Source organism: Zhengella sp. (assembly GCF_041397485.1).
Taxonomy (GTDB): domain Bacteria; phylum Pseudomonadota; class Alphaproteobacteria; order Rhizobiales; family Rhizobiaceae; genus Zhengella.
In genome coordinates this window covers 13436-35640 of record NZ_JAWKWO010000006.1, presented here as the reverse complement: position 1 = coordinate 35640, position 22205 = coordinate 13436, and the positions used below count along the sequence as shown (strand labels likewise).

Sequence of the window (22205 nt, the reverse complement as noted above, 5' to 3'; positions counted from 1 at the left end):
CCCGATGCCAATGGCTGGCGCAACGGTTCGTGCAGCGCCGGCCGAACAACCGGAACCGCCGCCATGACTGTCACCGTCCGTCTCGATGCCTCCGACAACGTCGTCACCGCCATCCGCGCGCTGGAAGCCGGCGCCTCTGTGGAGGGCGTGACAACGACCGCGATGATCCCGCGCGGGCACAAGATCGCAACGGTTGCGATTCCCGAAGGCGGCGTCATCCGCAAGTACGCGCAGGTGATCGGCTATGCCTCCGCCGACATCGCGCCGGGTGACCATGTGCATACGCACAACACCGAATTCCGCAATACCGAGGCCGACTACGAGTTCTCTACGGATCTCAGGCCCGTGGCCTTCGTGCCGGAAGCCGCGCGCGATACGTTCATGGGGTATCGCCGCGCCAATGGCCGCGTCGGCACGCGCAATTTCATCGCCGTGCTGACCTCGGTCAACTGTTCGGCGACGGCGGCGCGGATGATCGCTTCGGCCTTCGGACCGGAGGAGATGGCGAACTATCCCAATGTCGATGGCGTGGTCGCCTTCGTGCACGGCACGGGCTGCGGCATGGCCGGGTCGGGCGACGGGTTCGACGCCTTGCAGCGGGTGATGTGGGGCTATGCGCGCCATCCCAACCATGCCGGCGTGCTGATGGTGGGCCTTGGCTGCGAGATGAACCAGATCGACTGGCTGCTGGAAGCCTACGGCATCGAGAAGGGGCCGCTGTTCCAGACCATGAACATCCAGGATGTCGCCGGCCTGCGCAAGACCGTCGAACTCGGCATCGAAAAGGTGCGTGCCATGCTGCCGCTGGCCAACGAGGCGCGGCGCGAGCCTTGCCCGGCCTCGGAACTGATGGTGGCGCTGCAATGCGGCGGCTCCGACGCCTGGTCGGGCATCACGGCCAATCCGGCGCTCGGTCATGCCTGCGACCTGCTCGTCGCCCAGGGCGGCACCGGCGTGCTGGCCGAAACGCCGGAGATCTATGGCGCGGAGCACCTGCTGACGCGCCGCGCGGCGGACCGCAAGACAGGCGAGAAACTGGTCGGCCTGATCCGCTGGTGGGAGGATTACACGGCCCGCAACAAGGGCTCGATGGACAACAACCCGTCGCCCGGCAACAAGAAGGGCGGGCTGACGACCATCCTGGAAAAATCGCTCGGTGCGGCGGCCAAGGGCGGCACGACGCCGCTCAACGGCGTCTATAAATACGGCGAGCCTGTCACCGCGCGCGGCTTCACCTTCATGGATTCACCCGGCTACGATCCGGCCTCGGTGACCGGGCAGATCGCATCGGGCTGCAATGTCGTTGTGTTCACCACTGGCCGCGGCTCGGCCTTCGGCTCCAAGCCGTCACCGTGCATCAAGGTTGCGACGAATACGGAAATGTTCAACCGGATGACCGAGGACATGGATGTGAATGCCGGGGCCATGCTGACGGATGGCGTTTCGCTGGAGCAAAAGGGTCGCGAGATCTACGATCTGATCCTGCGTGTGGCCTCCGGCGAACAATCGAAATCGGAAGCGCAGGGGCTGGGCGATTTCGAATTCGTGCCATGGCAGATCGGGGCGACCATGTGATGCAACGTCTGGCGCCTGTCCGTGAATGTTTCCGTCACGGCCGGGCGCGGCCCCGGCGCCGCACCGTCTCAGCGGCTTTCCAGCACCACGGCATCGGGCCGGGCGAAGACGCCATCCTTCAGGCTCAGTCCGAGTCCGGGACCGTCGGCCGGGCGCACCATGCCTTTCTCCACCGGCGGCAGACCGTCGACGACGTCGGCATACCAGCCGGTATAGAGCGCGCGCACGCTTTCCTGGATCACGGCATTGGACGCGTGCAGCGACAGGTGGCAGGAGGCGGCATAGACAACGGGGCCGGTGCAATCGCGCGGGGCGATGGGCCGGTGCCAGGCATCGGCGAGCGCGGCGATGGCCTTGCCCTCGCTCACGCCGCCGCACCAGCCGAGGTCGAGCATGACGTAGTCTGTTGCATCGGCCTCCAGCAATTCGCGGAACTGGTGGCGCCCGGCGATGGTTTCCGACGCGGTGACGCGGATCGGGCAGCGGGCGCGGAAGTCGGCCAGTGCAGAGACGCCCTGCATGCGCACCGCATCCTCGATCCAGTAGATGCCGAAGGGCGCCACCGCTTCGGCGATCTGCAGGGCGGCTGGCTGGCTCCACAGCGAGTGCATTTCCAGCATGATGTCCATGCGGCTGCCGATGGTGTCGCGGATCTGGCGGAAGGGTGTAAGGCCTTCTTCCAGTTCGTCGGGCAGGATGGACTGGCCGCCGGAACGCTCGGCATAGCGGTCGAAGGGCCAGATCTTCATGCCCGTGATGCCCTGCGCCAGAAGGCTTTCGGCCAGCGCCCCGGCATCGGTGAGGAAGGCCTGGAGATCCTCGTAGGGCCCGGCGGCGGGCGCGCCCAGCCCCCAGTTCGCCGAGGTCTGGCCTTCGGCGGAACGGACATACTGGTAGCCGGCGCAGGTGTTGTAAGTGCGGATCGCCTGCCGGCAGCGGCCGCCGAGCGCGCGCCAGAGCGGTTCGCCATTGCGCCGGGCCTTGAGATCCCAGAGCGCGATGTCGATGGCGGAATTGGCGCGCAGTTCGGCCCCGGCAGCCTGATGGCCGGCATAGGGAATGAGCGCCATGCGCGCGGGCTCGGGGTCGGCCTCCATGCCAATCAGCTTCGGCGCGACGGTTTCGTGGATGCAGGCTTCCACGGCGCGGGCGCCAAAGAAGGTTTCGCCCAGACCTGTCGCGCCCTGGTCGTCTTCGACGATCACCCAGACAAGGTTGGGAAAAGCGCCGACGCGCAGTGTCTTGATGGAACGGATGACGGACATGGAACGTGCCTCCCCGGCACGGACATTAACCGGGCGGGCGATGCAGGCAAGCCTTCGGAGGGCGATATGTTCTCCGGCCGCACAACAAGGAGGAGACGATGCGCGAGCGCGAAGTGCTGACGGCGGCGCAGGCCGCATTCTATGAGGAAAACGGCTATCTGCTGCTGGAAAACCGGGTGCCGATGGATATTATCGAGGCGATCCGCGCCGAGGTCGGGCGTTTCCACGAGGAGGCGCGCGGCATGACGGAATCCAATGACCGGCTCGATCTGGAGGACAGCCACAGCCCGGACAATCCGCGCATCCGGCGCATCAAGCTGCCGCACCGCATCTCGCCGGTCATGGACGACCTGCTGCGCTCCGACCATATCCTGGCACCGGTGCGCGACCTGATCGGTCCGGATGTGCGGCTGCACACGACCAAGCTGAACCTGAAATCGGCGGGCTATGGCGCGGCCATCGAATGGCACCAGGACTTCGCCTTCTATCCGCACACCAATGACGACGTGCTGGCCGTGGGCGTCCTCATCGACGACATGGTGGAGGAAAACGGCCCGCTGATGGTGTTTCCCGGCACGCACAAGGGCGAAATCTTCGATCATCATGCCAATGGCGTGTTCGCCGGCGCTATGGACCTGGCCGCCAACGGACTGGACATGGGCCGGGCCGTGCAATTGACAGGGCCGGCGGGGTCGATCTCCATCCATCACGGCCATATCGTGCATGGTTCCGCGCTCAACACATCCGCGCGTGACCGCCGCATGCTGTTTTACGAAATGATGGCGGCGGATGCCTTTCCGGTCATGGGGTCGATGACGAAATTCGACTCCATCGAGGAATATGACGCGCGCATGCTGTGCGGCCAACCGACGCTGACGCCGCGCCTGAAGGATGTCTCGGTGCGCATTCCCCAGCCACAACCGGCGCTCAACCGGTCCATCTACGAAATCCAGAAGAATACCGCGAAGCCTGCCTTCGCGCGCGCGACCTGAGACAGGAAAGAAGGGAAGAGAGATGTCGAAACCGACGATCGGATTCATCGGCCTGGGGCTCATGGGTTCGGCCATGGTGCAGCGCCTGCTGGACCAGGGCTACAGCCTGACAGTGCTTGGCAATCGCGACCGCAAGGGCGTGGAGGCCGCGCTGGCGCGCGGTGCGACAGAGGCGGAGACGGCGCGCGCGCTGGCTGCCGGTTCGGACATCGTCATGCTGTGCGTGGGCACATCTGCACAGGTGGAGAGCCGGATGCTGGGCGAGGACGGCGTTATCGCGGGGCTGAAGCCCGGAACCGTGGTCATCGATTTCGGCACGTCGCTGCCGGCGTCCACGCGCATGCTCGGCGAGGCGGTGGCTGCGGCTGGCGGCACCTATATGGATGCGCCGCTGGGGCGGACGCCCAGCCATGGCCGTGAGGGCAAGCTGAACATCATGTGCGCGGGCGACCAGGCGACCTTCAATGCCATCCGTGCGGTACTGGACGACCTGGGCGAGAATGTCTTTCATCTCGGCCCGCTTGGTGCCGGGCACACGATCAAGCTGATCAACAATTTCTATGCGATGACGTCGGCGGCGGCGATGTCGGAAGCCTTCGCGATGGCCGACAAGGCCGGCGTTTCGCGCCAGTCGCTCTACGATGTGCTGGCAGCCGGGCCGAACCATTCCGGCATGATGGATTTCATCAAGGCCTATGCAGTGGACGGCGATCCGCAGAAACTGGCCTTCGCCCTGCGCAATGCGCTCAAGGATGTCAGCTATTATGCCCAGATGGCGCAGGATGCCGGTGGCATCTCGGTGATGTCGGGCGGCACGAAGCTGCTGCTGCAACTGGCCGAGGGCGCCGGCCAAGGCGACCGGCTGGTGCCGGAAATGGTGGATGTCATCACCGGCCTCACCGCGAAGCGGGATTGAGCCGGGCGGGCAGCTCTTGCGCCGGCGCGCCTTCGGGATCGAAATCCGGCGGCGCGCCGTCCTTGCATTTTTCGAACGGTCCGAAATCCTGACCTGCCAGGCGTTCTTCGGCCGCCGCGGCAAGGGTTTCGAGATCCCCGAAAAGGCTTTGCGGTGCGCCTGCCACCGCGCCTATGGCCGCGGCCACCAGTTCCGGCGTCGTGTAGTCCGGCTTGTGACCGAGATTTCTTACCCAGACCAGACGGGCGCCGGGAATGTCGCGGGCGAGGCCCAGCGAATGGATTTCCTCGTAGACGACGGTATCGCTGTCGCCGGAGACGACGACCGTTGGCGCCGTGATCTCCTTGTAGCGCGGCGCGGCTTCGCGCACATGCGAATAAAGCGATTCCACGTCGATGGCGTTCAGGCGAAAATTCCCGGGGCGCAGCACAAGGGGAATGGCGGCATCGCGGGAATAGGTTCGCGGTGCCGGATTGGGCGAAAACACGCAGGCCGTGCCCGTCTTCATGCGCAGCCAGCCGGCGGGCAGGGCAAGGAGGTGGGAGAACAGCCGGCCGATGACCGGCCGCGCGGCTATCGGATAATACCAGGAGGTATCGCCGCCAGGCCAGGGATGGCTGGCGGCGGAGAGGAAAACCAGTCCGGCCACCTTGTCCGGCCGTTCGAGCGCCAGCGCAGCGGCAATGCCGCCACCGAAGGAATGGCCGACGATGATGGCGGGGCCGATGCCCAGTTCATCCATCAAAGCGGCAATGGTGCGCGCCTGGCCAGCGGGCGTGGCGTTTTCGGCCGGTCCGCGCGCCGACCATCCATGGCCGGGCCGGTCGAGGAAGAGCAGTTCCGCCTTGCCTTCAAGGCGAGGACGCAGTGGCACCATCGGATCCCTCAGGTTTCCGCTTGCGCCATGAATGAAGACGACCGGCGGCAGTAGCCGGGTTGCTGGACCGGGCAGGTGCACATGGTGCATGGCCGTGGCATTGGCGGTGACGAAGGCGCCGACCGGTGGGTGGCGCCGCTCGATGAGGAAGACGCCGATGCGTGTCAGGCCGAACAGGATGGCGACAAGGGCCAACAGGAAGGCAAGGGCGGCGGCGGCAAGATTGAACATGGTCTTCCGGGTTGTTTCCTGCCTGCCCGCACGGCTGCGGGCCTCCAGCTCAGATCGGCTCGCCGGCGAGTTCGTCGGCTATGCGACCGACCGCTTCCTGCGCCTCGCGCATCATGGGATAGACTTCAAGGGCCCGCTCATAGGCGCCAAGCGCGCTTTCGTCGCGATCCTCAGCCTGCAGAATCGCCGCCATGCCGGTCAGCGCGCCGAAATGGCGCGGCTCCAGCTCCAGCACGCGCTCGATGTCGGCCATGGATTTGGCATGGTTCTTCATCAGGAAATGCACGGTGGCCCGGCGGTTCCATCCCTCGACATAATCCGGGTCGAGCATGATCACCTGGTCGAGCATGTCGAGGGCAAGGGCGTAATTCTTTTCCTCGATGCCCCTGGCCGCGCGGCTCATCAGGAGGTCGATCGTGGCGCTGCCCGATTGGGCGAACAGGGCTGAAATGCGGCCTGCCACCTGTCGGGCAGCGGCGGCATTGGCCGTTCGCTTCAATTCGGAAAACAGCGTATCGAGCCGCTCGCCGCGCGCGGGAGACCCGTCGGCCAGGGCGGGACCGGAAAGGCAGAGAAGAATCGTCAGGCAAGAAACAAGGCTTCGCATGGACGGAAGGGTAATTCCGTCCAGCGAAACGTCAAACCAAAAAAGCGTGAAGCCTTTTTCCCCGCATGGAAAAGCCGGGGAACAAGCGGCCGCGCCGGATCAGCCCTGGCGGGCCTTGAAGCGCGGATTCTGCTTGTTGATGATGTAGATACGGCCTTTGCGGCGAACCATGCGGTTGTCGCGGTGACGGCTCTTGAGCGCCTTGAGCGAATTCTTGATCTTCATCGTCCTGACCCGTTTTCTTGGCCCTCGCCAACAAGAGGCGGGCCTGACATGACAAGCGCGCCAGCAAGGGCGCGCCTCTCTCGTAAAAGGATGGTGGCTCTTAAACGACACGGCGCGCGGCTGTCAAGCAGGCAGCGACTCGTTTCCATTGCGCTGGCGGCCAAATCCGACTATAGGGGGGCACTTCCCTTTATAACCGGTGGCTGCGACCACCGCCCGCGACGGGAGACGCGGGCGAAGAAAGAGGATTCCTCATCATGGCCCAGCAATTGCTCATGCCCAAGGCGACCGCCGTATGGCTGGTCGACAACACGGCCCTTTCCTTCGACCAGATCGCCCATTTCTGCAAACTGCACCCGCTCGAGGTCAAGGCCATTGCCGATGGCGAGGCGGCGCAGGGCATCAAGGGGCTCGATCCGGTTTCCACCGGCCAGCTCTCGCGCGACGAGATCGCCAAGGGTGAAGCGGACGGGAACTACCGGCTGCACCTTCAGGAAACCCGGGTGCGGATTCCTGAAAAGAAGCGCAAGGGACCGCGCTACACGCCGCTTTCCAAGCGGCAGGACCGCCCGAATGCCATTCTCTGGCTGGTGCGCAACCACCCGGAACTGAAGGACGCGCAGATCTCGCGCCTCGTCGGCACGACCAAATCGACCATCGAGCAGATTCGCGAGCGCACGCACTGGAACTCCGCCAACCTGCAGCCGATGGATCCGGTGACGTTGGGCCTGTGCTCACAGATCGACCTCGACATGGAAGTGCAGAAGGCGGCCAAGAACGCACCGCCGCGGCCGGAAACCGGCGATACGCTGCTGCCGGCCAGTGCGACGGAAAACCTGGACGAGAGCACGTCGGTCTTCGGCGCGCCCTCCGGGCCGGCGCAGGCGGAGGAGGAAGAGGAACTGGATGCCGACAAGGTGTTCGCCAAGCTTTCCTCGCTCAAGGGCCGGACGGACGACGAGGACGAGGACGGTTCGTTCTGATTTGCCGGCTGACTGGCTGCGTGCAATCCGGGGCCCGGCGCGAAAGCGGCCGGGCCTTTTTCATCCGGGCCGGGCTGGCGGCAAGCGGTCGCGCGGGATGTCGCCGCAGGCTTCGAGCTGGCGGTAGAAGTCGGCCAGTTGCTTTCCCCTTTCCGGGCGGAAATGCGCGCCGGTGGGCGCGAGCGCCGTCATCCGGTCCAGCCGGAACATGCGGAAGTCGCCGCGCAGTTCGCACCAGGCGACGAGGGTCCAGACCTTGCCCCAGAACCAGAGGCCGAGCGGCCGGATGGTCCGTTCGCTTTCCCTGCCGCCCTCATCGCGGTAGCCAAGGTGCATGACAGTGGACATGTCGCAGGCGCTTTCGATCCGGTCGATCAGCGCGCGCTCGGTCTCGCCCAGCGTCATGGGCGGGGCGTAGATCCGTGGTGCATTGATCCTCGATGCGCCATCCTCGGGCAGCACGGCGGCGATCTTGACGAGGGCCTCCTCCGCCGCGCGGGCCATGGCGGCGCCGCCCCAGGCCCGGACCATGCGGGCGCCGGCAACCAGCGCGACGACTTCCTCGCGGGTGAACATTAAGGGCGGCAGGTCGAAGCCTGCGCGCAGGATGTAGCCGACGCCGGCCTCGCCATCCACCGGCACACCGGAGGCCTGAAGATCGGCGATGTCGCGATAGATGGTGCGCTCCGATACTTCCAGGCGTTCCGCCAGCATGCGCGCGGTGACAAGGCGGCCGCCGCGCAGATGCTGGACAATTGCGAATAGACGATCCGCGCGGCGCATGGCGTCAGGACGTGAAATTGAAGAAGCCGACAGAATTTCCATCGGGATCGGTGGCGTAGAAGAAGCGGCCGGCCGGGATGGGGATCACCGGCGAGACGACCTGTCCACCGGCAGCCGGAATGCGCGCCATAACGGTTTCCAGCGGGTCCAGGGCGACGAGGTGAATGGTGCTGCCTGTGCCGGGCGCGGACGGCTTGCCGGGATAAAGATGGCCGGAAGCGACCGGATCATCCATCGATGTGAAGGCGATCATCGGGTTCGGTCCGGTATCATCCCGGCGCATGGTCGTTGCGAGCGCGGTTTCATAGAACGTCCTCGCGCGCTCCAGATCCGTCACCGGGATTTCAAACCAGCAAACCTGCCCATTGACCGGGGCGGGAATGGCAGTGGCTTCGGGACTTGCGGTGATGTCGGTCATTGGGGGCTCCCTGAAAGGTTCGATACAGGACCATTCTGCCACATGCCTCCTGACAGCGTCCTGTCAGGAGGTGGGAACTGGAATTGCCCGTATTGCCCCGCGCGCCGCTTATTGGCCCGGCATCGCCACCGTCAGACCGAGCATGCGCCAGCCCTGCATGCCGGCGCGGTAGTAGTAAATCTTCTCAGCCGGAAAGCCGGCCTCGATCATGCGCCGGGCCGCTGTTGGCGATTGCCCGCACCAGGGACCGTTACAATAGAGGGCGGCCGACTTGACCGCGTCACCCTCGCAGATCCAGCCCTCGAAATCGGGTTCGCAGCCCAGTTCGCCGAGCCGGTCGGCGGCTTGCGTGTAGGGAATGTTGACAGCGCCGGGGATGGCGCCGGTCAGGAAATCGGGCCGGACGCGGCCGTCGATCACCACCACGTCCGGATCGTTGAGGAAGCCGAGCATTTCCAGCTCGCCCACCGGGGTCACGCCTTCGGCCGGGATCATCGGCTGGATGCAGAAGTTGGGGCAGGGCCGGGCGATGCGGGCGAACTCACCCTCGATCACGGCGTCATTGTCCTGAATCCGTGAAATCTCAACGGGTCCGTCCGCCGTTTCGACGGTGACGCTCATCTGGTCCTTCGTGATGCCAACCGGCTCGGCGTGCGCCGCCGTGGCGGCAAGCAGCAATGCCGCAAGCAGAAATCGCATGGCTCTCCCTCTCCTTCCCAGAAACAAAGCGGGGCGCATTTCGCCTGCGCCCCGCATTCCGTCAATCCTTCCGGTCTTTCACGGGCACCGTGTAGTTGAGCGGCAGACGTCCGCCATCGGCATAGACGGTCTGGCCGGTCATGTAGCTTGCCTGGTCGGATGCCAGGAAGGCGGCAATGGCTGCGATCTCGGACGGATCGCCCATGCGCCCCAGCGGCGTGCGTGACATCACCTTGCGGCGCGCCGCCTCGTCGGAGGCGACGGAGGCCATCATTTCAGTGGCGATGGAGCCGGGGCCAATGGCATTGACGCGGATGCCGTGCGGGGCAAGCGACAGGGCCATGACCTTGGTCAGCTGATTCATGCCGCCCTTGGAAATGGAATAGGGCACCTGGTTGTCGATGGCGAAGACCGCGTTGACGGATGACATGTTGACGATCGCGCCGGGCTTTCCGCCGTTCTGAACGCGTTCGACCATGTGGCGGGCCACGGCCTGCCCAGCCAGGAACGCACCCTTGAGATTGATCGACAGGACGCGGTCGAAATCCTCTTCCGCCAGTTCAAGGAAACTGGCGGCATGCACAACGCCGGCATTGTTGACCAGCACATCGATCTCGCCGAACTGGTCCAGCGCATGGGCCACGAGATTGTGCACATCGAGCCGCTTTGCGACATCGGTCTTGATGAAGCGTGCCTCGCCGCGTGCCGACAGGTCGCCCAGCGCGGCCTTGCCCTTTTCCTGGTCCACATCGGCGATGACGACCTTCATCCCCTCATCGATGAAGCGTTCGGCGATGGCGCGGCCGATACCGGTTGCCGCACCCGTGACGATGGCTGTCTTGCCTTGCAGATTCATGTTCAGTCCTCATTTTCCGAAGGCCGGGACCGTGCGTCAGAGACCGCCAAAGGTCAAGGCCGCCAGAGCGCGCACCGGGCGCTCCGGCCTGTCCGGCGCGGCCCCGGCAACAGGGCGTGCAGGCTTGACGGTGCCGCGGCAACCGTGTTCGTTGCCCTCACTTGCACGCCGGAGCCGATCATTGTCGAAAATCCTGTCCCTCATCATCATCCTCATGATGGCCGTACACCTGATCAAGCCGCTCGGCCTGCCGGGACTGAAACGACGCAAGGACTTCTGGAAGCTCGCCCTGATCGCGATCGCGGCCATCGTCATGACCGTTGCCGTCCGGCCGGGGGGATGAGCGGGGCAGCCATCAGCGCCGCGTTGCCGACCAGTCGCCGGACGGCATGTCCCAGCGGTTTCCCGCTTTCCATTGTCCTGTCGCGCCAAGCGGCGTGATCCGCCCGGACAGGTTTCCGGCATAGGACATGGGCTTGTCCCACTTGCCGGCGCCAACCAGACCTTTCAGCGATGCCGAAAACGCGCCATCGGGCGACACCCGGCCGGTGAAGGAGCCGGAAACTGGGTCGCCCTGATAGGCGCCGGCGACGGTGCCGGTGACCTGGAGGCCGAAGATGCGGAACTCGATCGTGCCAGACGCGCCGCCGCCCAGCCGGCCCGAATAGGTGCCCTCGAAGCCTGCCGGTTCGGAGACGGCCTTCCAGGCGGTCAGCAGCGGCTCCAGCCCGTGCACGCGGTCGCGCATGTCATGTATGGCGGGCAGGATGGAGCGCTTGTAGTCGTCGATGAGGCGGATGCCCTGGTCGGCCGTGCGCAGCTTGTAGAAATCATCCTTGATGACCTCCATGTTTTTCGACATGGCGATGGAGAAGGGGTCGAGCGCGCCGGCGCGCGGGCGCATGCGGTTGATCATCTCGCCGACAATGTCGCGGATGGCCTGCTGCGAATAGCGCGTGCGGTCCTTCTGGAATTTCTGCTGGAGATCGTCCAGTTCCTTCCAGATGCGCTTGCGCTCTTCAAGCATGGCGGCAAGCTTGTCCCGATACGCCTGGACCGGGTTGGAGGATACCTGTCCGCCCTGGCGCAGCGTGTTCTTCAGATCCTCGATGTTCTTTCCGGCAAGCTCATAGCTGTTTTTCCAGCTCTTGCGCTCCAGGGAGTCGTCCAGAACCTTGCCGATGCGATCGACCACGTAATCGACGTCATCCTGCTGGCCGGCTTGCGCCGCGGGCGCCTGCAATGCCAGTGCCAGTGCGATCAGCGCAAGAAGGCGGACAAGACGGGCCATGGGATCAATCCTTCAGATAGTCGTTGAGGTCGCGCATGACGGCCTCCATGCCGTTGCGCGGCGAAGCGCCGGGGTCCGGCGTTCCCGATACCGGTGGAAGGGTCTCCGGATCGGCTCCAGAAAGGGCGGAGCCGCCGTTTCCGCCAGGCAGAGGCCCAGGCAGAGACAATGACGAACCCGCATCGTCGCGGGCGGGCAGATCATCCGTGAAGGCAATGCCCGGCTCCGTGCCGGTCCCGGAACCCGGCGCAGCGGTGGCTGGGTCGGGCGGGGTCGCTTCGAGCGCTTCCTCGTCGACCACGATGCCGCCGGCATCCTGCGCCACATTGATCAGGATTTGGTCGCCCAGCACGGCAACGGAAAAGGCCCAGCCGCCATTGGCATCCAGCATGTCCTGCCACAGGGGCAGGAAGTAATCCCGCGTGGCGCCGGCGGGATCGTAGTCGAACGCCATGCCGAAGACCGGATAGGTGCGGTCCTGGCACAGCGCCAGCCAAAGCAGGCGGTTGGCCCCTGCCTGTTGCAGCACATCGCGAACCGGGTGGCGCCATTCTTCCAGTTCAACCATGCTGCAATCCGGGCCGAAGCGGGCAGAGAGCCAGGCGTGAACGGCTGTCGAGCCGCCATCGGGCGCGACCGGCCCGCCGGAACCGCCGGCCGGCGGGACATCCTCCCGGCCCGCCTCCCCTGGCGAGGCGGCATCCACGCCAAGCCGCACGCTTTCCAGCACCTGGCGGAGCAGGGCGTCATGGGTTGCGGTCTCGCCGCGGGGGAAATCGATGGCAATGACAAGCTGGCGACCATCGGAACGGGGTTCCAGCAGCACCGCCTTCAGCGATTCCTCGGAATAGAAATCATAGTGGATGAGAAGGGCGGGGCGGCCCGCGACGGTCAGCGTTTCGTGGGACAGGATATCCGGCGCGCCGAGCAGCGGTTCATCGGGCAGCCACCAGTAGACCGACAGGCGGCCGAGACTGTCGGGGCGTATGAAACCGAGCTCCTGCCCCTCGATGCCGGCGAATTGCGCCCACCGGTCCGGTGCCTCGAACACGAGGCCGTCCAGCGTATGGACCTCGCCAGCCGTGGCCGGTGAACCGAATGACAAGGCAAGACACCCTGCCGCCAGCATGGCGCGAAACCGCATGCCATTTCCTCCTGACCGGATCTGTTTCCTGCGGTGCAGGCTAACCCGGCCGGGCCGCCGTGCCTTGATCCTGATCAGGCGTCCCTCAGTCCTTCAGCGCGTCGAGGAAACGGCGCGAATCGGCGCGGAAAGCATGTTTCCTGTCCTCCTGCATCCGGTCGAGCGTGCGATACATCATGGCCATGCGGGCATTGCCGGACAGGTATTCGCGATTGCGGTCGAGGAAATCCCAGTAGAGGTAGTTGAAGGGGCAGGCGTCATCGCCGGTCTTCTTCTTCACCTTGTATCGGCACGCGCCACAATAATTTGACATGCGGTCGATATAGCTGCCCGATGCGGCATAGGGCTTGGATGCGAAAAGACCGCCATCGGCCCAGAGGATCATGCCCAGAACATTGGGCATTTCCACCCATTCATAGGCATCCCAATAGACCAGAAGATACCATTCCTGCACTTCGCGCGGGTTCAGCCCTGCCAGAAGACAGAAATTCCCGATCACCATCAGGCGCTGGATGTGATGGGCATAGGCGTTCGCGCGGGTTTCCGCGATGGCCTGGGCAAGGCAGTTCATCGGCGTGTCGCCGGTCCAGAAAAAACCGGGCAGCGCGCGGCGTGCATGCAGCCTGTTGGATGCGGCATAGTCCGGCATGTTGAGCCAGTAGATCCCGCGGATGAATTCGCGCCAGCCGATGATCTGTCGGATGAAGCCCTCGACGGCATTCAACGGTGCATCGCCGGCATGAAAGGCATGTTCGGCGCGCTGGCAGCATTCGCGCGGGTCCAGCAGGCCGCAATTGATCAGCGCCGAGAGATGCGAGTGGAACAGCAGCGGTTCACCCTGTTTCATCGCATCCTGAAAGGTACCGAACCGGGGCAGGGCTTCGGCCACGAACCAATCGAGATAGTGCAGCGCCTGACGGCGGGTGACCGGATAGTTGAACGGTTCAAGGTCGCCGAAATGGTCCGGGAATTCCTGTTCGACGAGATCGATGACTTCCCGTGTCGTGGCATCGACCGAGTAGTCGGGCCGCCGGGGTATGGTCACGCCGTCCGGCAGGGGTTCCTGGTTCTGGCTGTCGAGATTCCATTCGCCCCCCTCCGGCCCGTTCCCGCGCATGAGATAGCCGGTCTGCTTGCGCATTTCCCGGTAGAAATATTCCATGCGCATGGACTTGCGCCCCTCCGCCCAATCGCGAAACCGCTCATGGGAGCACAGGAAACGGTGATCAGGGCGGAGCTCGACTGCGGGGCCGAGCGTTTCTGTCCAGTTGCGCATCATTTCGAGAACACGCCATTCACCCGGCTCGGTCATGATGACACGGGACGCGCCATGGCGTGCGATCGCCGCCTTCAGCGCCGTTTCGAGCGAAGCGCCGTGGCTTGCGCCATAGCGCGTATAGTCGACGGTCAATCCCCGGCTCTCCAGGTCGCGGGCGAAATGACGCATGGCGGCGAACAGGAAGGCGATCTTCTTCCTGTGATGCTTGACATAGGTGGCTTCGGCAGCGACTTCCGCCATGAAGACAATGTCGCCGTCGCCGATGCCCTCCAATGCGCTGAGGCTGGTGGAAAGCTGGTCGCCAAGCACCAGCCGCAAGACCGGGCCGCTTTCCGTTTGCCCGCCACTAACCATGAAATCCCTTTCGCGCTGCAATGACAGATGCCGCGATATAGGGTCGCAGCGCCAATCGGCAAAATATCTGTTCCGGTTGGGCGCTCTTTCCGGGCGGCGCCGGGTCCTGTCAGGGGCGGGACCCGGCAACCGGCACAACCGGCAGGACCACGTTGCTGCGCCGGGGGCGAACCTCCCCTGCCGGGGAGACATCCAGGGCCCGTGCGTTGCGCTTGCGCAAACTTTCGGCGGTCACCAGTTCCCAGCGGAACGGATCGTCGCGGTCGGCGTGACGGCTCGTGAGGGAACCGCCGTCGCGAGGGGCGGCGAGATAGAGCCGGCCCTTTGCATTGGCCAGCCGGCGAACCGTCCTGAGAACACGCTTTCCCGACTCAGGTTCCGGGCCGTCGAGTTCGAGCATATCGCCTGTGCGCAGCCGCATGACGAGCTTCCCCCCGATCCGCGCCTGTTCCCAGACCGGCCGCCAGGCCTTGTGTGCAATATCGGCGAGGCTGGCGCCGCAGGCGATCCACTCACCGGTGGGCAGCGACACGATATCCAGATGGGCGTTGCCCGAGGGCATGACCCAGGCGCTGCCATCGCCAGCAGGGCGGGCGGCAGCGGAGCGCCTGGCAATCCGCACCCGCCTGATACCGGTTTCACGCGATAGCGCAGCCAGCGCCTCGCCCAATCCGGCATCGGGCGGAAGGCTGGCGACCCTTTCGCAAACGCGGTGGCGAAGTGCATCATCCCGAATCCGGCGCAGTTCCGCCCGGTTGAGAAAGGCAAGGGGCCGGCGGGTGAGGACCAGCGGCGTTCCGTCCGCCGGCAGGGCCGCGCCATACCGCGTTTCCTTCGTCGCCGGCCCGCCGGAATCGGCGGCGTGGGTCACCGTCGCATTGTCCAGGACAGGCAGAATTCGTGTCGCACAGGCCTTTTGCGCTGCTGCCACATGCAATGCCAGCAGCGCATCGAGCGCATGGTTCCGGTTGTCTTCGAGCGGCTTGGCGAAGAGCGGGTGATCGTTTTCGCGCTGAAGCGCCTTTCGCAGTGCCGCAACCGCCACCGGGGCAGCCCATTCGATGCGCGCCTGTGGCCATCGCGCCGCGATGCGTTCGCGCGCAGCTTCGGCCAGCCGATGCATCGCGCCGCGCAGTTCCGTCCGGCGGCCGGTTTCATGGCGATCGGCAAAGCGGGGCCGGCAAGGGCCGTGCAGGGCACGGACGCGGTCGTCCGGACGGCGCTGGCGGGGCCTTGCGGCATCCATTTCACCGGGCAGGCGATTGCCCTTCTGCCGGTTTGCCGCCGCATGGCACAAGACGAGGTTTGCCGCCGTCGAAGCCCCGCCGCGGGAGACCGGGACGACATGATCGACTTCATAGGCGCCGGTGAAGAGATGGTTCCGCCTGAGTGCCTTGCCGGTATAGGGGCAGAAAGCCTTTCCGCCGCCTGCCTTTTCCTGACGCGCCATCAGCGCGAGAACGAGGCGGCGGTGGCGGCTCGGCCGCAGGCGCGCCGCACGCAGGAGATCGAAACCCCAGGACGGGACGGGAGCAACGGTCCTTTCCCCGGGGGCGGCGGCAGGCGGGAAAGCCTGTTCGATGACCACGGCATCCGGTTTGCCAAACCGGCGCTCCAGGGCAGCCATGCAGTCGCGCAAGGCACCGAGCGACGGCGCGATCCGGCGATCGTGATACCGTGGTCCGCCTGCCTGTGCTCCTTCATCGGACAAGGCAGCGTGTATGGAACGAAAAAGCGTATCGTCCAGCGCTGCCGGATGAAACCGCTGCTGTGCCTGCCAGAGCAGTTCGAATTCCGTGATGACCTGGAGCCGGTTTGTTGCCGGAACCTCCGCCGCGCAGGCGCTGCCGAGCCGATGGCGCAGGGCCTTCCGGCTTCGGACCGGGCCGGCATGGCGCCGCGCCAGGTATTCGCCCTGCGTGCGTGCCCCAAGTGGACTGGTGTCCGCCTGGGGCAGGTTTCCGCAAACAGGACGGCCGCGGCGCTGATGAAGGTGCATCAGCACGCGGCCGAAAGCATGCAGGGATATGCGTTTGTCCAGCGCTTCGGCCCGCAATAGATAGGGATCGCGCGCGAAGAGGGAGTTGCTTCGCGGTCCTGGCGGCGGCAGCAGGCCGGCCCCGCGCAGCATGGATGCGAAAGCCCGCCGCCGCGCCTTGCGGCGCTTGCGGTAGCGCGCCAGCTTGCGTCTCATCCCGAGGCGGGCAATCTGCCCGGGCGGGCGGGCCGGCAGGATACGGGCGCCGGAGAAAACCGGGTCGAGACCGCCGTCCGGGCCGGTGCGCGAGACGGCCATTCCGATCGAACCGGTGCCGAGATCGAACGCGAAACGCAATACCATGGCCGCTGCCCCTGTCCTTCCTGCGGACGGCGATTACCGTCGCCGAGGCATAGACAGGCGCTCAATTGCGTTTTCACGGAGGGGCGTGATCGCACCATATGCACGGTTGGCATCTTGCCCCAAGGTAAACCTATCCGGAAAGCTGCGTTCCCTCCGGCAACCAGGCGAACGCCGTCACACAGGGGGCAGGCTCCGGTCTGCCCCCGTCACCTGGCCGCTCCAGAGGGCAGGTCCGGCATGGCCGGACTGCCGGTCCCGCGCCGCCGGGCCTTCGGCCGGCACCGTTCAGGCCGGTCTGGTTCACGCCAGGTCAGACGAATGTGCTGCGGGCCGCTTCCACCTCGTCCTGGATGAACCGCACCACGGCCTGGATGTGTCTGAGCGGCTTCAGCGTCTCGTGGTAGACGATCCAGTAGGCGCGGCGGATCAACGGGAAGCCCGGAACGGGCACCAGATCCTCGTGCCGCCTGGCCAGGAATGTGTGAAGGATGCCGAGGCCGGCACCGGCGCGCACGGCCTCCATCTGGCCAAGGGCCGAGGAAATCTCGAAGGTGGAGCGCCAGTCCGGGGCAATTTCGCCGGCATAGTCGAGCGCCGGGCTGATGACGAGATCGGGCACGTAGCCGACAAGGCTGTGGTTGGTGACCGCCTCTGCGGACAAGGGAAGTCCGTTTTCATCGACATAGCTGCTGGCAGCGTAGAGACCGAGCGTATAATCGACGAGCTTTCCGGCCACCAGGCGCCCCTCCTCGGGACGTTCCATGGTGATGGCGATGTCGGCCTCGCGCCGCGACAGGGAAAAGCTGCGCGGCACCGGGACTAGCTGGATCGTAAGCCCGGGATGGAGCGAGGTGAGCCGGCCCAGCCGGGGCGCCAGCCATGCGACACCGAAGCCGTCCGGCGCGCCGATGCGCACCGTTCCCGACACGGCGGCCTGATCGGGGGCCAGTTCCGCGCGCGCGGCGATCATGCCGGCTTCCATGGCCTCGGCCGTGGCCAGGAACCGCTCGCCCTCCGGCGTCAGCTCGGTGCCGGTGGTCTGCCGATCGACCAGCTTGACGCCCAATGCGTCCTCAAGCGCGGACATGCGCCGCGACACCGTGGCATGATTGAGGCCAAGACGCCGCGCCGCGCCAAGGATCTGGCCTGCACGCGCCACGGCGAGGAAGATGCGCACGTCATCCCAGTTCAAGGCCAACTCCACGTTCCGCGATAATGTAGAGAGGCAAGGTATATCCTCTTCAATTTCCGCACAACGGTTTTGGAAAGCCGCGCGTTGCGCCCGGCGCGGCGCTTGGTCATGATGGCGGCATGGAAAAGACCGGCCGCCGGCCGGAGGCAAGCGACGGGAGGAACCCCTCATGTATTCCATCGGACATTTCATCGACGGCGCAGCCGTGAACGGCCAGGGCAGCCGCAAGGCCGATGTCTTCAATCCGGCCACGGGCGAAGTGCAGGGCACGGTGGCCCTGGCTTCCAGGGCCGAACTCGACGATGCCGTGGCACGCGCCGCTGAAGCCCAGAAGGGCTGGGGCGCGACCAACCCGCAGCGCCGCGCCCGCGTGATGATGAAGTTCGCCGCGCTGATCAACGAGAACATGGACAAGCTGGCCGAGGCGCTGTCGCGCGAGCATGGCAAGACGCTCCCCGATGCGCGCGGCGACGTGCAGCGCGGCCTCGAGGTGATCGAGGTGTGCATGGGCGCGCCGCATCTGCTCAAGGGCGAGTATATCAACGATGGCGGGCCCGGCATCGACCTTTATTCCATGCGCCAGCCGCTGGGCGTGGTGGCCGGCATCACGCCGTTCAACTTCCCGGCCATGATCCCGCTGTGGAAGATGGGTCCGGCGCTCGCCGCCGGCAATGCCATGATCCTCAAGCCGTCGGAACGTTGCCCCACCGTGCCGATGATGCTGGCGGAACTGATCAAGGAAGCAGGGCTGCCGGACGGTGTGCTGCAGGTGGTCAATGGCGACAAGGAAGTGGTCGACGCCATTCTCGACAACGAGACGATCCAGGCTGTCGGCTTCGTCGGTTCCACGCCGATCGCGCAATACATCTATGGCCGGGCCGCGGCCAACGGCAAGCGCGCGCAGTGCTTCGGCGGTGCCAAGAACCACATGATCATCATGCCCGACGCCGACATGGACAAGGCGGCGGATGCGCTGGTGGGCGCGGGGTTCGGCGCGGCCGGCGAGCGCTGCATGGCCATTTCGGTGGCCGTGCCGGTGGGCGACAAGACCGCCGACGCGCTGATGGAGCGCCTGCTGCCGCGCGTCGAGAAGCTCAAGGTCGGCCCCTATACAGCCGGTGAGGATGTCGATTACGGCCCGCTGGTGACGGGAGCTGCCAAGGAACGCGTGACCGGGCTGATCGCTTCGGGCGTGGAGCAGGGCGCCAAGGCTCTGGCGGACGGGCGCAATTTCTCGCTTCAGGGCTATGAGAAGGGCTTCTTCGTCGGCCCGACGCTGTTTGACCATGTCACGCCCGACATGGACATCTACAAGGAAGAAATCTTCGGCCCCGTGCTTTCCACCGTGCGCGCCGGGACCTATGAGGACGCGCTCAAGCTGACCATGGACAACCCCTATGGCAATGGCACGTCGATCTTCACCGCCGATGGCGACACGGCGCGCGATTTCGCCAACCGGGTGAATGTCGGCATGGTGGGCATCAACTTCCCGATCCCGGTGCCGCTCAGCTATTTCACCTTCGGCGGCTGGAAGAAATCGGCCTTCGGCGACCTCAACCAGTACGGCCCGGACGCCTTCCGCTTCTACACCAAGACCAAGACGGTGACCGCGCGCTGGTTCTCCGGCATCAAGGAAGGCGGCGAGTTCCATTTCAAGGCGATGGACTGACCGCCAGGACCGTTTTCATGGCGAAACACGCAAAGGGGCGGGCTCTCACGGGCCGCCCCTTTTCATTGCTACCGGCGGCAGGGTGAATCCGCGTCCTTGCGGTGCCCTGCTTTCATGCGCGCATTGCCCTTGCGTGCCGGGGCCGGAAGACGAACCTGGCCGCAAGCGCAAGGGTTGCTGGAGCGGAGCGGAACATGTAATTCAAGGTGACGTGTTCACTTCAGGGAGGGTAACGCGTTGCGAAAGACAATCCTTGCGGCCCTTGCGGTTGCTTGCCTTCTCCCGGTTTCCCTGGCCCATGCCGGCAACGAGCCGCCCGGCATTCCGCTGCCCGCAGCGGCGCTGACGGGGAATGTGGCCGCGGTCGAGCAACACATCCTGGCCGGATCCGATGTCGACCAGCGTGACGATTTCGGTTCGACGCCGCTGATCATCTCGGCCGTATTCGACCGGCCCGGCGTGGCGGCGGCCCTTCTGGCTGCCGGGGCCGATCCCGCGCTGACCGATGCGCAGGGTTCCAATCCCCTGCATATCGCTGCCTTTCTCGGCCGGAAGGAAATTGTCCGCGTCTTGCTCGATGCCGGCGCCGACCGCACCCTGCGCAGCGCCAGCGGCGCGACAGCCTACGACTACGCCGCGGCACCGCTTCCCGAGGACCGAAAGGTTTTTGCCCGGCTTCGCGCCGGACTGGAGCCGTTGGGGTTTCGTCTGGACCCTGATGCGGTTGCCGCCGCGAAGCCGGAAATCGCACGCATGCTGCGCCCTTCCGCCGATGACCTTTCCGGCATCGACTTCACCCCGGTCAAGCGCGCCGATTTCTCGGTTTCCACGCCGGAAGCCGAGGGGCTGGACCCCTTGCTGGTTGCGGAACTCTATCGAGAGGCGGAGGCCCTGCCGCGGGTCTACAGCGTGCTGGTTCTGAAGAACGGCAAGCTCGTGGCCGAGAAATATTTCAACCAAGGCAGCATCGATACGGCGACACTCATCCAGTCGGCTGCAAAGTCGATCTTCTCGGCCCTTGTCGGACTGGCGCAGCGCGAAGGCTGCCTGCCCGACATGGATGCCCCTGTCCTGGGCTTCCTGCCCGAACTGGCCGGCCAGATCGGCGACCCGCGCAAGGCGGACATCACCATCCGGCAGGTCTTGCAGATGCGCAGCGGGCTGCCCTGGGAGGAAACCGACCCGACGCTCTGGAAGCAACTGATGGAAGGAGACCATCTGGCGCCACTGCGGGATTTTCCACTGGTCGCCGATCCGGGCACCCGGTTCAACTATTCCAACTTTTCGACCGACCTGCTTGGGGTCATCGTCACCAGGGCCTGTGGTACCGCGCTGGATGCGTTTGCCTCCGCGCAACTGATGCAGCCGCTCGGCATCCGCTTCGGTACGTGGGAACACGGACAGGACTTTCATTACCCACTCGTTCACCTGACCCCGCGCACGGCCGCCAGGTTTGCCCAGCTCTATCTCGATGGCGGACACTTCCAGGACAGGCAGGTGATCCCGGCGGACTGGGTTTCGGAATCGCTGGCCGATTACTCGAGCGATGCCTGGGTCACGATGCAGCATCTGGACCATGCCGGCCGCTACCTGCGGGACCTTGGTTACGGCTACCAGTGGTGGCAGGCGACCGCGGGACGTCACCGGATCAATTTCGCCTGGGGCCACGGCGGGCAATTCTACGGCCTGGTGCATGACCTTGACCTCGCAGTGATCGTGACCGCCTATCCTGCATGGCTTGAACATGACAGCAGGAACTGGACGCATGAACGGGCGCATCTGAACCTCGCCGGGAAGTTCATCTCGCTGCTGCGCTAGCCTTGCCTGCTGTGGTCATCGTCCGCGAGCCATGGCTTCAAGAAGAGCCATGAGGCGCAGGGCCTCGCCGTGGGCGAGTTCGCCGTCGCGCTCCAGTATGGCGTTGATCAGGTCGAGATGGTGCGCGGCGGCTTCGGCGAGGCTGTCGGGACGCGCGGCTGCATACCAGAACCGGCGCGAATGGGTCTGCAAGGCGGCGGCCAGCCGTGCTGCATAAGGGTTCTCGGCGGCTTCCGCCAGCGCGAGATCGAAAGCCTTGTCGGCGGCCAGGAAGGCGCGGGTGTCCCTGTGCGCGACAGCCTGCTGCATGGCCTCGGCGGCGCGGGCAAGGCCCTGGGCGGCAGCCGGGGTGAGATGCAGGGCCGCTGCGCGGGCCAGCACCGCCTCGACGCCGCGGCGGGCGTCCAGTACCTTGATCCAGTCGCTTTCGATCAGCGGTGCGATGCGGATGCCGGCCCGCGGGCGGATTTCCAGCAGGCCTTCCCAGGCCAGACGCTGGATCGCTTCTCGCACCGGGGTGCGTCCAAGGCCGAGGCGGGCAATGAGCGCCCCCTCGGTCACGTCGCTTCCGGGCGCCAGGTCCAGCGTGACGAGCATTTCCTCCAGCATCCGGTAGGCTGTTTCCGCACGGCTTTCGGAAGGCGCTTGGTGTGAAAACGTGAGTCCGGCCGGTTCGCTCATGCTGTTTTG

General features: G+C 65.4%; 21 protein-coding genes. 7 read left to right on the top strand and 14 right to left on the bottom strand.

Annotation, left to right across the window (positions count from 1 at the left end; all coding sequences use genetic code 11):
* The first annotated feature begins 63 nt into the window (after positions 1-63).
* A complete protein-coding gene (locus tag R3D65_RS17235) occupies positions 64-1575 on the top strand; it encodes a UxaA family hydrolase (RefSeq protein WP_371276518.1) in 1512 nt (503 codons plus the stop codon).
* Positions 1576-1643: 68 nt separating this feature from the next.
* Here R3D65_RS17235 and R3D65_RS17230 read toward each other — a convergent pair whose 3' ends face one another.
* Complete coding sequence (locus R3D65_RS17230) at positions 1644-2840, bottom strand: mandelate racemase/muconate lactonizing enzyme family protein (RefSeq protein ID WP_371276517.1); 1197 nt, start codon at positions 2838-2840, stop codon at positions 1644-1646.
* Positions 2841-2938: 98 nt separating this feature from the next.
* Here R3D65_RS17230 and R3D65_RS17225 point away from each other — a divergent pair, with 98 nt between their 5' ends.
* Positions 2939-3832, top strand: a complete 894-nt coding sequence (locus R3D65_RS17225) for a phytanoyl-CoA dioxygenase family protein (protein WP_371276516.1) — start codon at positions 2939-2941, stop codon at positions 3830-3832.
* Complete coding sequence (locus R3D65_RS17220; RefSeq protein WP_371276515.1) at positions 3732-4748, top strand: NAD(P)-dependent oxidoreductase; 1017 nt, start codon at positions 3732-3734, stop codon at positions 4746-4748. Before R3D65_RS17225 ends, R3D65_RS17220 begins: the two co-directional genes overlap by 101 nt.
* Here R3D65_RS17220 and R3D65_RS17215 read toward each other — a convergent pair.
* The 3 genes from R3D65_RS17215 to ykgO form a co-directional block, all read right to left on the bottom strand.
* Positions 4729-5856 carry an alpha/beta fold hydrolase gene (locus R3D65_RS17215; RefSeq protein WP_371276514.1) on the bottom strand — a complete coding sequence of 376 codons (1128 nt, stop codon included), beginning with the start codon at positions 5854-5856 and terminating at the stop codon, positions 4729-4731. The two genes, R3D65_RS17220 and R3D65_RS17215, sit on opposite strands and share 20 nt — an antisense overlap.
* 49 nt (positions 5857-5905) lie before the next feature.
* Positions 5906-6463 (bottom strand): hypothetical protein, encoded by a 558-nt coding sequence (locus tag R3D65_RS17210; protein ID WP_371276513.1) that lies wholly within the window; start codon positions 6461-6463, stop codon positions 5906-5908.
* A gap of 99 nt (positions 6464-6562) precedes the next feature.
* Positions 6563-6688: a type B 50S ribosomal protein L36 gene (gene ykgO / locus R3D65_RS17205; protein WP_099307297.1), complete on the bottom strand. Its 126-nt coding sequence runs from the start codon at positions 6686-6688 to the stop codon at positions 6563-6565.
* 257 nt (positions 6689-6945) lie between these two features.
* Here ykgO and R3D65_RS17200 point away from each other — a divergent pair, with 257 nt between their 5' ends.
* Positions 6946-7671, top strand: a complete 726-nt coding sequence (locus tag R3D65_RS17200) for a DUF1013 domain-containing protein (RefSeq protein ID WP_371276512.1) — start codon at positions 6946-6948, stop codon at positions 7669-7671.
* Positions 7672-7731: 60 nt separating this feature from the next.
* Here the strand turns inward: R3D65_RS17200 and R3D65_RS17195 are convergent, their stop codons facing one another.
* The 4 genes from R3D65_RS17195 to R3D65_RS17180 form a co-directional block, all read right to left on the bottom strand.
* Entirely contained in the window at positions 7732-8454 is a 723-nt protein-coding gene (locus R3D65_RS17195; RefSeq protein WP_371276511.1) for a helix-turn-helix transcriptional regulator, read from the bottom strand.
* A gap of 4 nt (positions 8455-8458) precedes the next feature.
* Positions 8459-8872 carry a VOC family protein gene (locus R3D65_RS17190; RefSeq protein ID WP_371276510.1) on the bottom strand — a complete coding sequence of 138 codons (414 nt, stop codon included), beginning with the start codon at positions 8870-8872 and terminating at the stop codon, positions 8459-8461.
* Positions 8873-8980: 108 nt separating this feature from the next.
* On the bottom strand, positions 8981-9571 hold the full coding sequence (locus R3D65_RS17185) for a rhodanese-like domain-containing protein (RefSeq protein ID WP_371276509.1): 591 nt from the start codon (positions 9569-9571) through the stop codon (positions 8981-8983).
* A 61-nt stretch (positions 9572-9632) separates the two neighbouring features.
* Positions 9633-10427 carry an SDR family NAD(P)-dependent oxidoreductase gene (locus R3D65_RS17180; RefSeq protein WP_371276508.1) on the bottom strand — a complete coding sequence of 265 codons (795 nt, stop codon included), beginning with the start codon at positions 10425-10427 and terminating at the stop codon, positions 9633-9635.
* Between the two features lie 181 nt (positions 10428-10608).
* On the opposite strand from R3D65_RS17180, the gene R3D65_RS17175 reads away from it, so the two are divergent.
* On the top strand, positions 10609-10770 hold the full coding sequence (locus tag R3D65_RS17175; protein ID WP_371276507.1) for a hypothetical protein: 162 nt from the start codon (positions 10609-10611) through the stop codon (positions 10768-10770).
* A 12-nt stretch (positions 10771-10782) separates the two neighbouring features.
* Here the strand turns inward: R3D65_RS17175 and R3D65_RS17170 are convergent, their stop codons facing one another.
* From R3D65_RS17170 to R3D65_RS17150, 5 genes are all read right to left on the bottom strand, one after another.
* On the bottom strand, positions 10783-11718 hold the full coding sequence (locus R3D65_RS17170) for a hypothetical protein (protein WP_371276506.1): 936 nt from the start codon (positions 11716-11718) through the stop codon (positions 10783-10785).
* 4 nt (positions 11719-11722) lie between these two features.
* Positions 11723-12862: a hypothetical protein gene (locus tag R3D65_RS17165; protein ID WP_371276505.1), complete on the bottom strand. Its 1140-nt coding sequence runs from the start codon at positions 12860-12862 to the stop codon at positions 11723-11725.
* A gap of 85 nt (positions 12863-12947) precedes the next feature.
* Positions 12948-14495 (bottom strand): cryptochrome/photolyase family protein, encoded by a 1548-nt coding sequence (locus R3D65_RS17160; RefSeq protein WP_371276504.1) that lies wholly within the window; start codon positions 14493-14495, stop codon positions 12948-12950.
* Between the two features lie 109 nt (positions 14496-14604).
* The gene (locus tag R3D65_RS17155) at positions 14605-16836 is read right to left on the bottom strand and encodes an HNH endonuclease domain-containing protein (protein WP_371276503.1); all 2232 of its coding nucleotides are present in this window, start codon (positions 16834-16836) and stop codon (positions 14605-14607) included.
* Positions 16837-17146: 310 nt separating this feature from the next.
* Complete coding sequence (locus R3D65_RS17150) at positions 17147-18028, bottom strand: LysR family transcriptional regulator (RefSeq protein WP_371276502.1); 882 nt, start codon at positions 18026-18028, stop codon at positions 17147-17149.
* Positions 18029-18197: 169 nt separating this feature from the next.
* Here R3D65_RS17150 and R3D65_RS17145 point away from each other — a divergent pair, with 169 nt between their 5' ends.
* Together R3D65_RS17145 and R3D65_RS17140 are read left to right on the top strand one after the other, a co-directional pair.
* Positions 18198-19697, top strand: a complete 1500-nt coding sequence (locus R3D65_RS17145) for a CoA-acylating methylmalonate-semialdehyde dehydrogenase (RefSeq protein WP_371276501.1) — start codon at positions 18198-18200, stop codon at positions 19695-19697.
* 237 nt (positions 19698-19934) lie between these two features.
* The gene (locus R3D65_RS17140) at positions 19935-21515 is read left to right on the top strand and encodes a serine hydrolase (RefSeq protein ID WP_371276500.1); all 1581 of its coding nucleotides are present in this window, start codon (positions 19935-19937) and stop codon (positions 21513-21515) included.
* 15 nt (positions 21516-21530) lie between these two features.
* Here R3D65_RS17140 and R3D65_RS17135 read toward each other — a convergent pair whose 3' ends face one another.
* A complete protein-coding gene (locus R3D65_RS17135) occupies positions 21531-22196 on the bottom strand; it encodes a GntR family transcriptional regulator (RefSeq protein ID WP_371276499.1) in 666 nt (221 codons plus the stop codon).
* Between the last annotated feature and the right edge of the window lie 9 nt (positions 22197-22205).

What these genes read in the sequence shown, in the direction of transcription:
- R3D65_RS17145 (WP_371276501.1), top strand. Translation starts at nt 18,198, where the DNA reads ATGTATTCCATCGGACATTTCATCGACGGCGCAGCCGTGAACGGCCAG.
- R3D65_RS17215 (WP_371276514.1), bottom strand. Translation starts at nt 5,856, where the DNA reads ATGTTCAATCTTGCCGCCGCCGCCCTTGCCTTCCTGTTGGCCCTTGTC.
- R3D65_RS17190 (WP_371276510.1), bottom strand. Translation starts at nt 8,872, where the DNA reads ATGACCGACATCACCGCAAGTCCCGAAGCCACTGCCATTCCCGCCCCG.
- R3D65_RS17220 (WP_371276515.1), top strand. Translation starts at nt 3,732, where the DNA reads ATGTCTCGGTGCGCATTCCCCAGCCACAACCGGCGCTCAACCGGTCCA.
- R3D65_RS17170 (WP_371276506.1), bottom strand. Translation starts at nt 11,718, where the DNA reads ATGGCCCGTCTTGTCCGCCTTCTTGCGCTGATCGCACTGGCACTGGCA.
- R3D65_RS17180 (WP_371276508.1), bottom strand. Translation starts at nt 10,427, where the DNA reads ATGAATCTGCAAGGCAAGACAGCCATCGTCACGGGTGCGGCAACCGGT.
- R3D65_RS17195 (WP_371276511.1), bottom strand. Translation starts at nt 8,454, where the DNA reads ATGCGCCGCGCGGATCGTCTATTCGCAATTGTCCAGCATCTGCGCGGC.
- R3D65_RS17230 (WP_371276517.1), bottom strand. Translation starts at nt 2,840, where the DNA reads ATGTCCGTCATCCGTTCCATCAAGACACTGCGCGTCGGCGCTTTTCCC.
- R3D65_RS17155 (WP_371276503.1), bottom strand. Translation starts at nt 16,836, where the DNA reads ATGGTATTGCGTTTCGCGTTCGATCTCGGCACCGGTTCGATCGGAATG.
- R3D65_RS17200 (WP_371276512.1), top strand. Translation starts at nt 6,946, where the DNA reads ATGGCCCAGCAATTGCTCATGCCCAAGGCGACCGCCGTATGGCTGGTC.
- R3D65_RS17185 (WP_371276509.1), bottom strand. Translation starts at nt 9,571, where the DNA reads ATGCGATTTCTGCTTGCGGCATTGCTGCTTGCCGCCACGGCGGCGCAC.
- R3D65_RS17235 (WP_371276518.1), top strand. Translation starts at nt 64, where the DNA reads ATGACTGTCACCGTCCGTCTCGATGCCTCCGACAACGTCGTCACCGCC.
- R3D65_RS17160 (WP_371276504.1), bottom strand. Translation starts at nt 14,495, where the DNA reads ATGGTTAGTGGCGGGCAAACGGAAAGCGGCCCGGTCTTGCGGCTGGTG.
- R3D65_RS17135 (WP_371276499.1), bottom strand. Translation starts at nt 22,196, where the DNA reads ATGAGCGAACCGGCCGGACTCACGTTTTCACACCAAGCGCCTTCCGAA.
- ykgO (WP_099307297.1), bottom strand. Translation starts at nt 6,688, where the DNA reads ATGAAGATCAAGAATTCGCTCAAGGCGCTCAAGAGCCGTCACCGCGAC.
- R3D65_RS17165 (WP_371276505.1), bottom strand. Translation starts at nt 12,862, where the DNA reads ATGCGGTTTCGCGCCATGCTGGCGGCAGGGTGTCTTGCCTTGTCATTC.
- R3D65_RS17210 (WP_371276513.1), bottom strand. Translation starts at nt 6,463, where the DNA reads ATGCGAAGCCTTGTTTCTTGCCTGACGATTCTTCTCTGCCTTTCCGGT.
- R3D65_RS17225 (WP_371276516.1), top strand. Translation starts at nt 2,939, where the DNA reads ATGCGCGAGCGCGAAGTGCTGACGGCGGCGCAGGCCGCATTCTATGAG.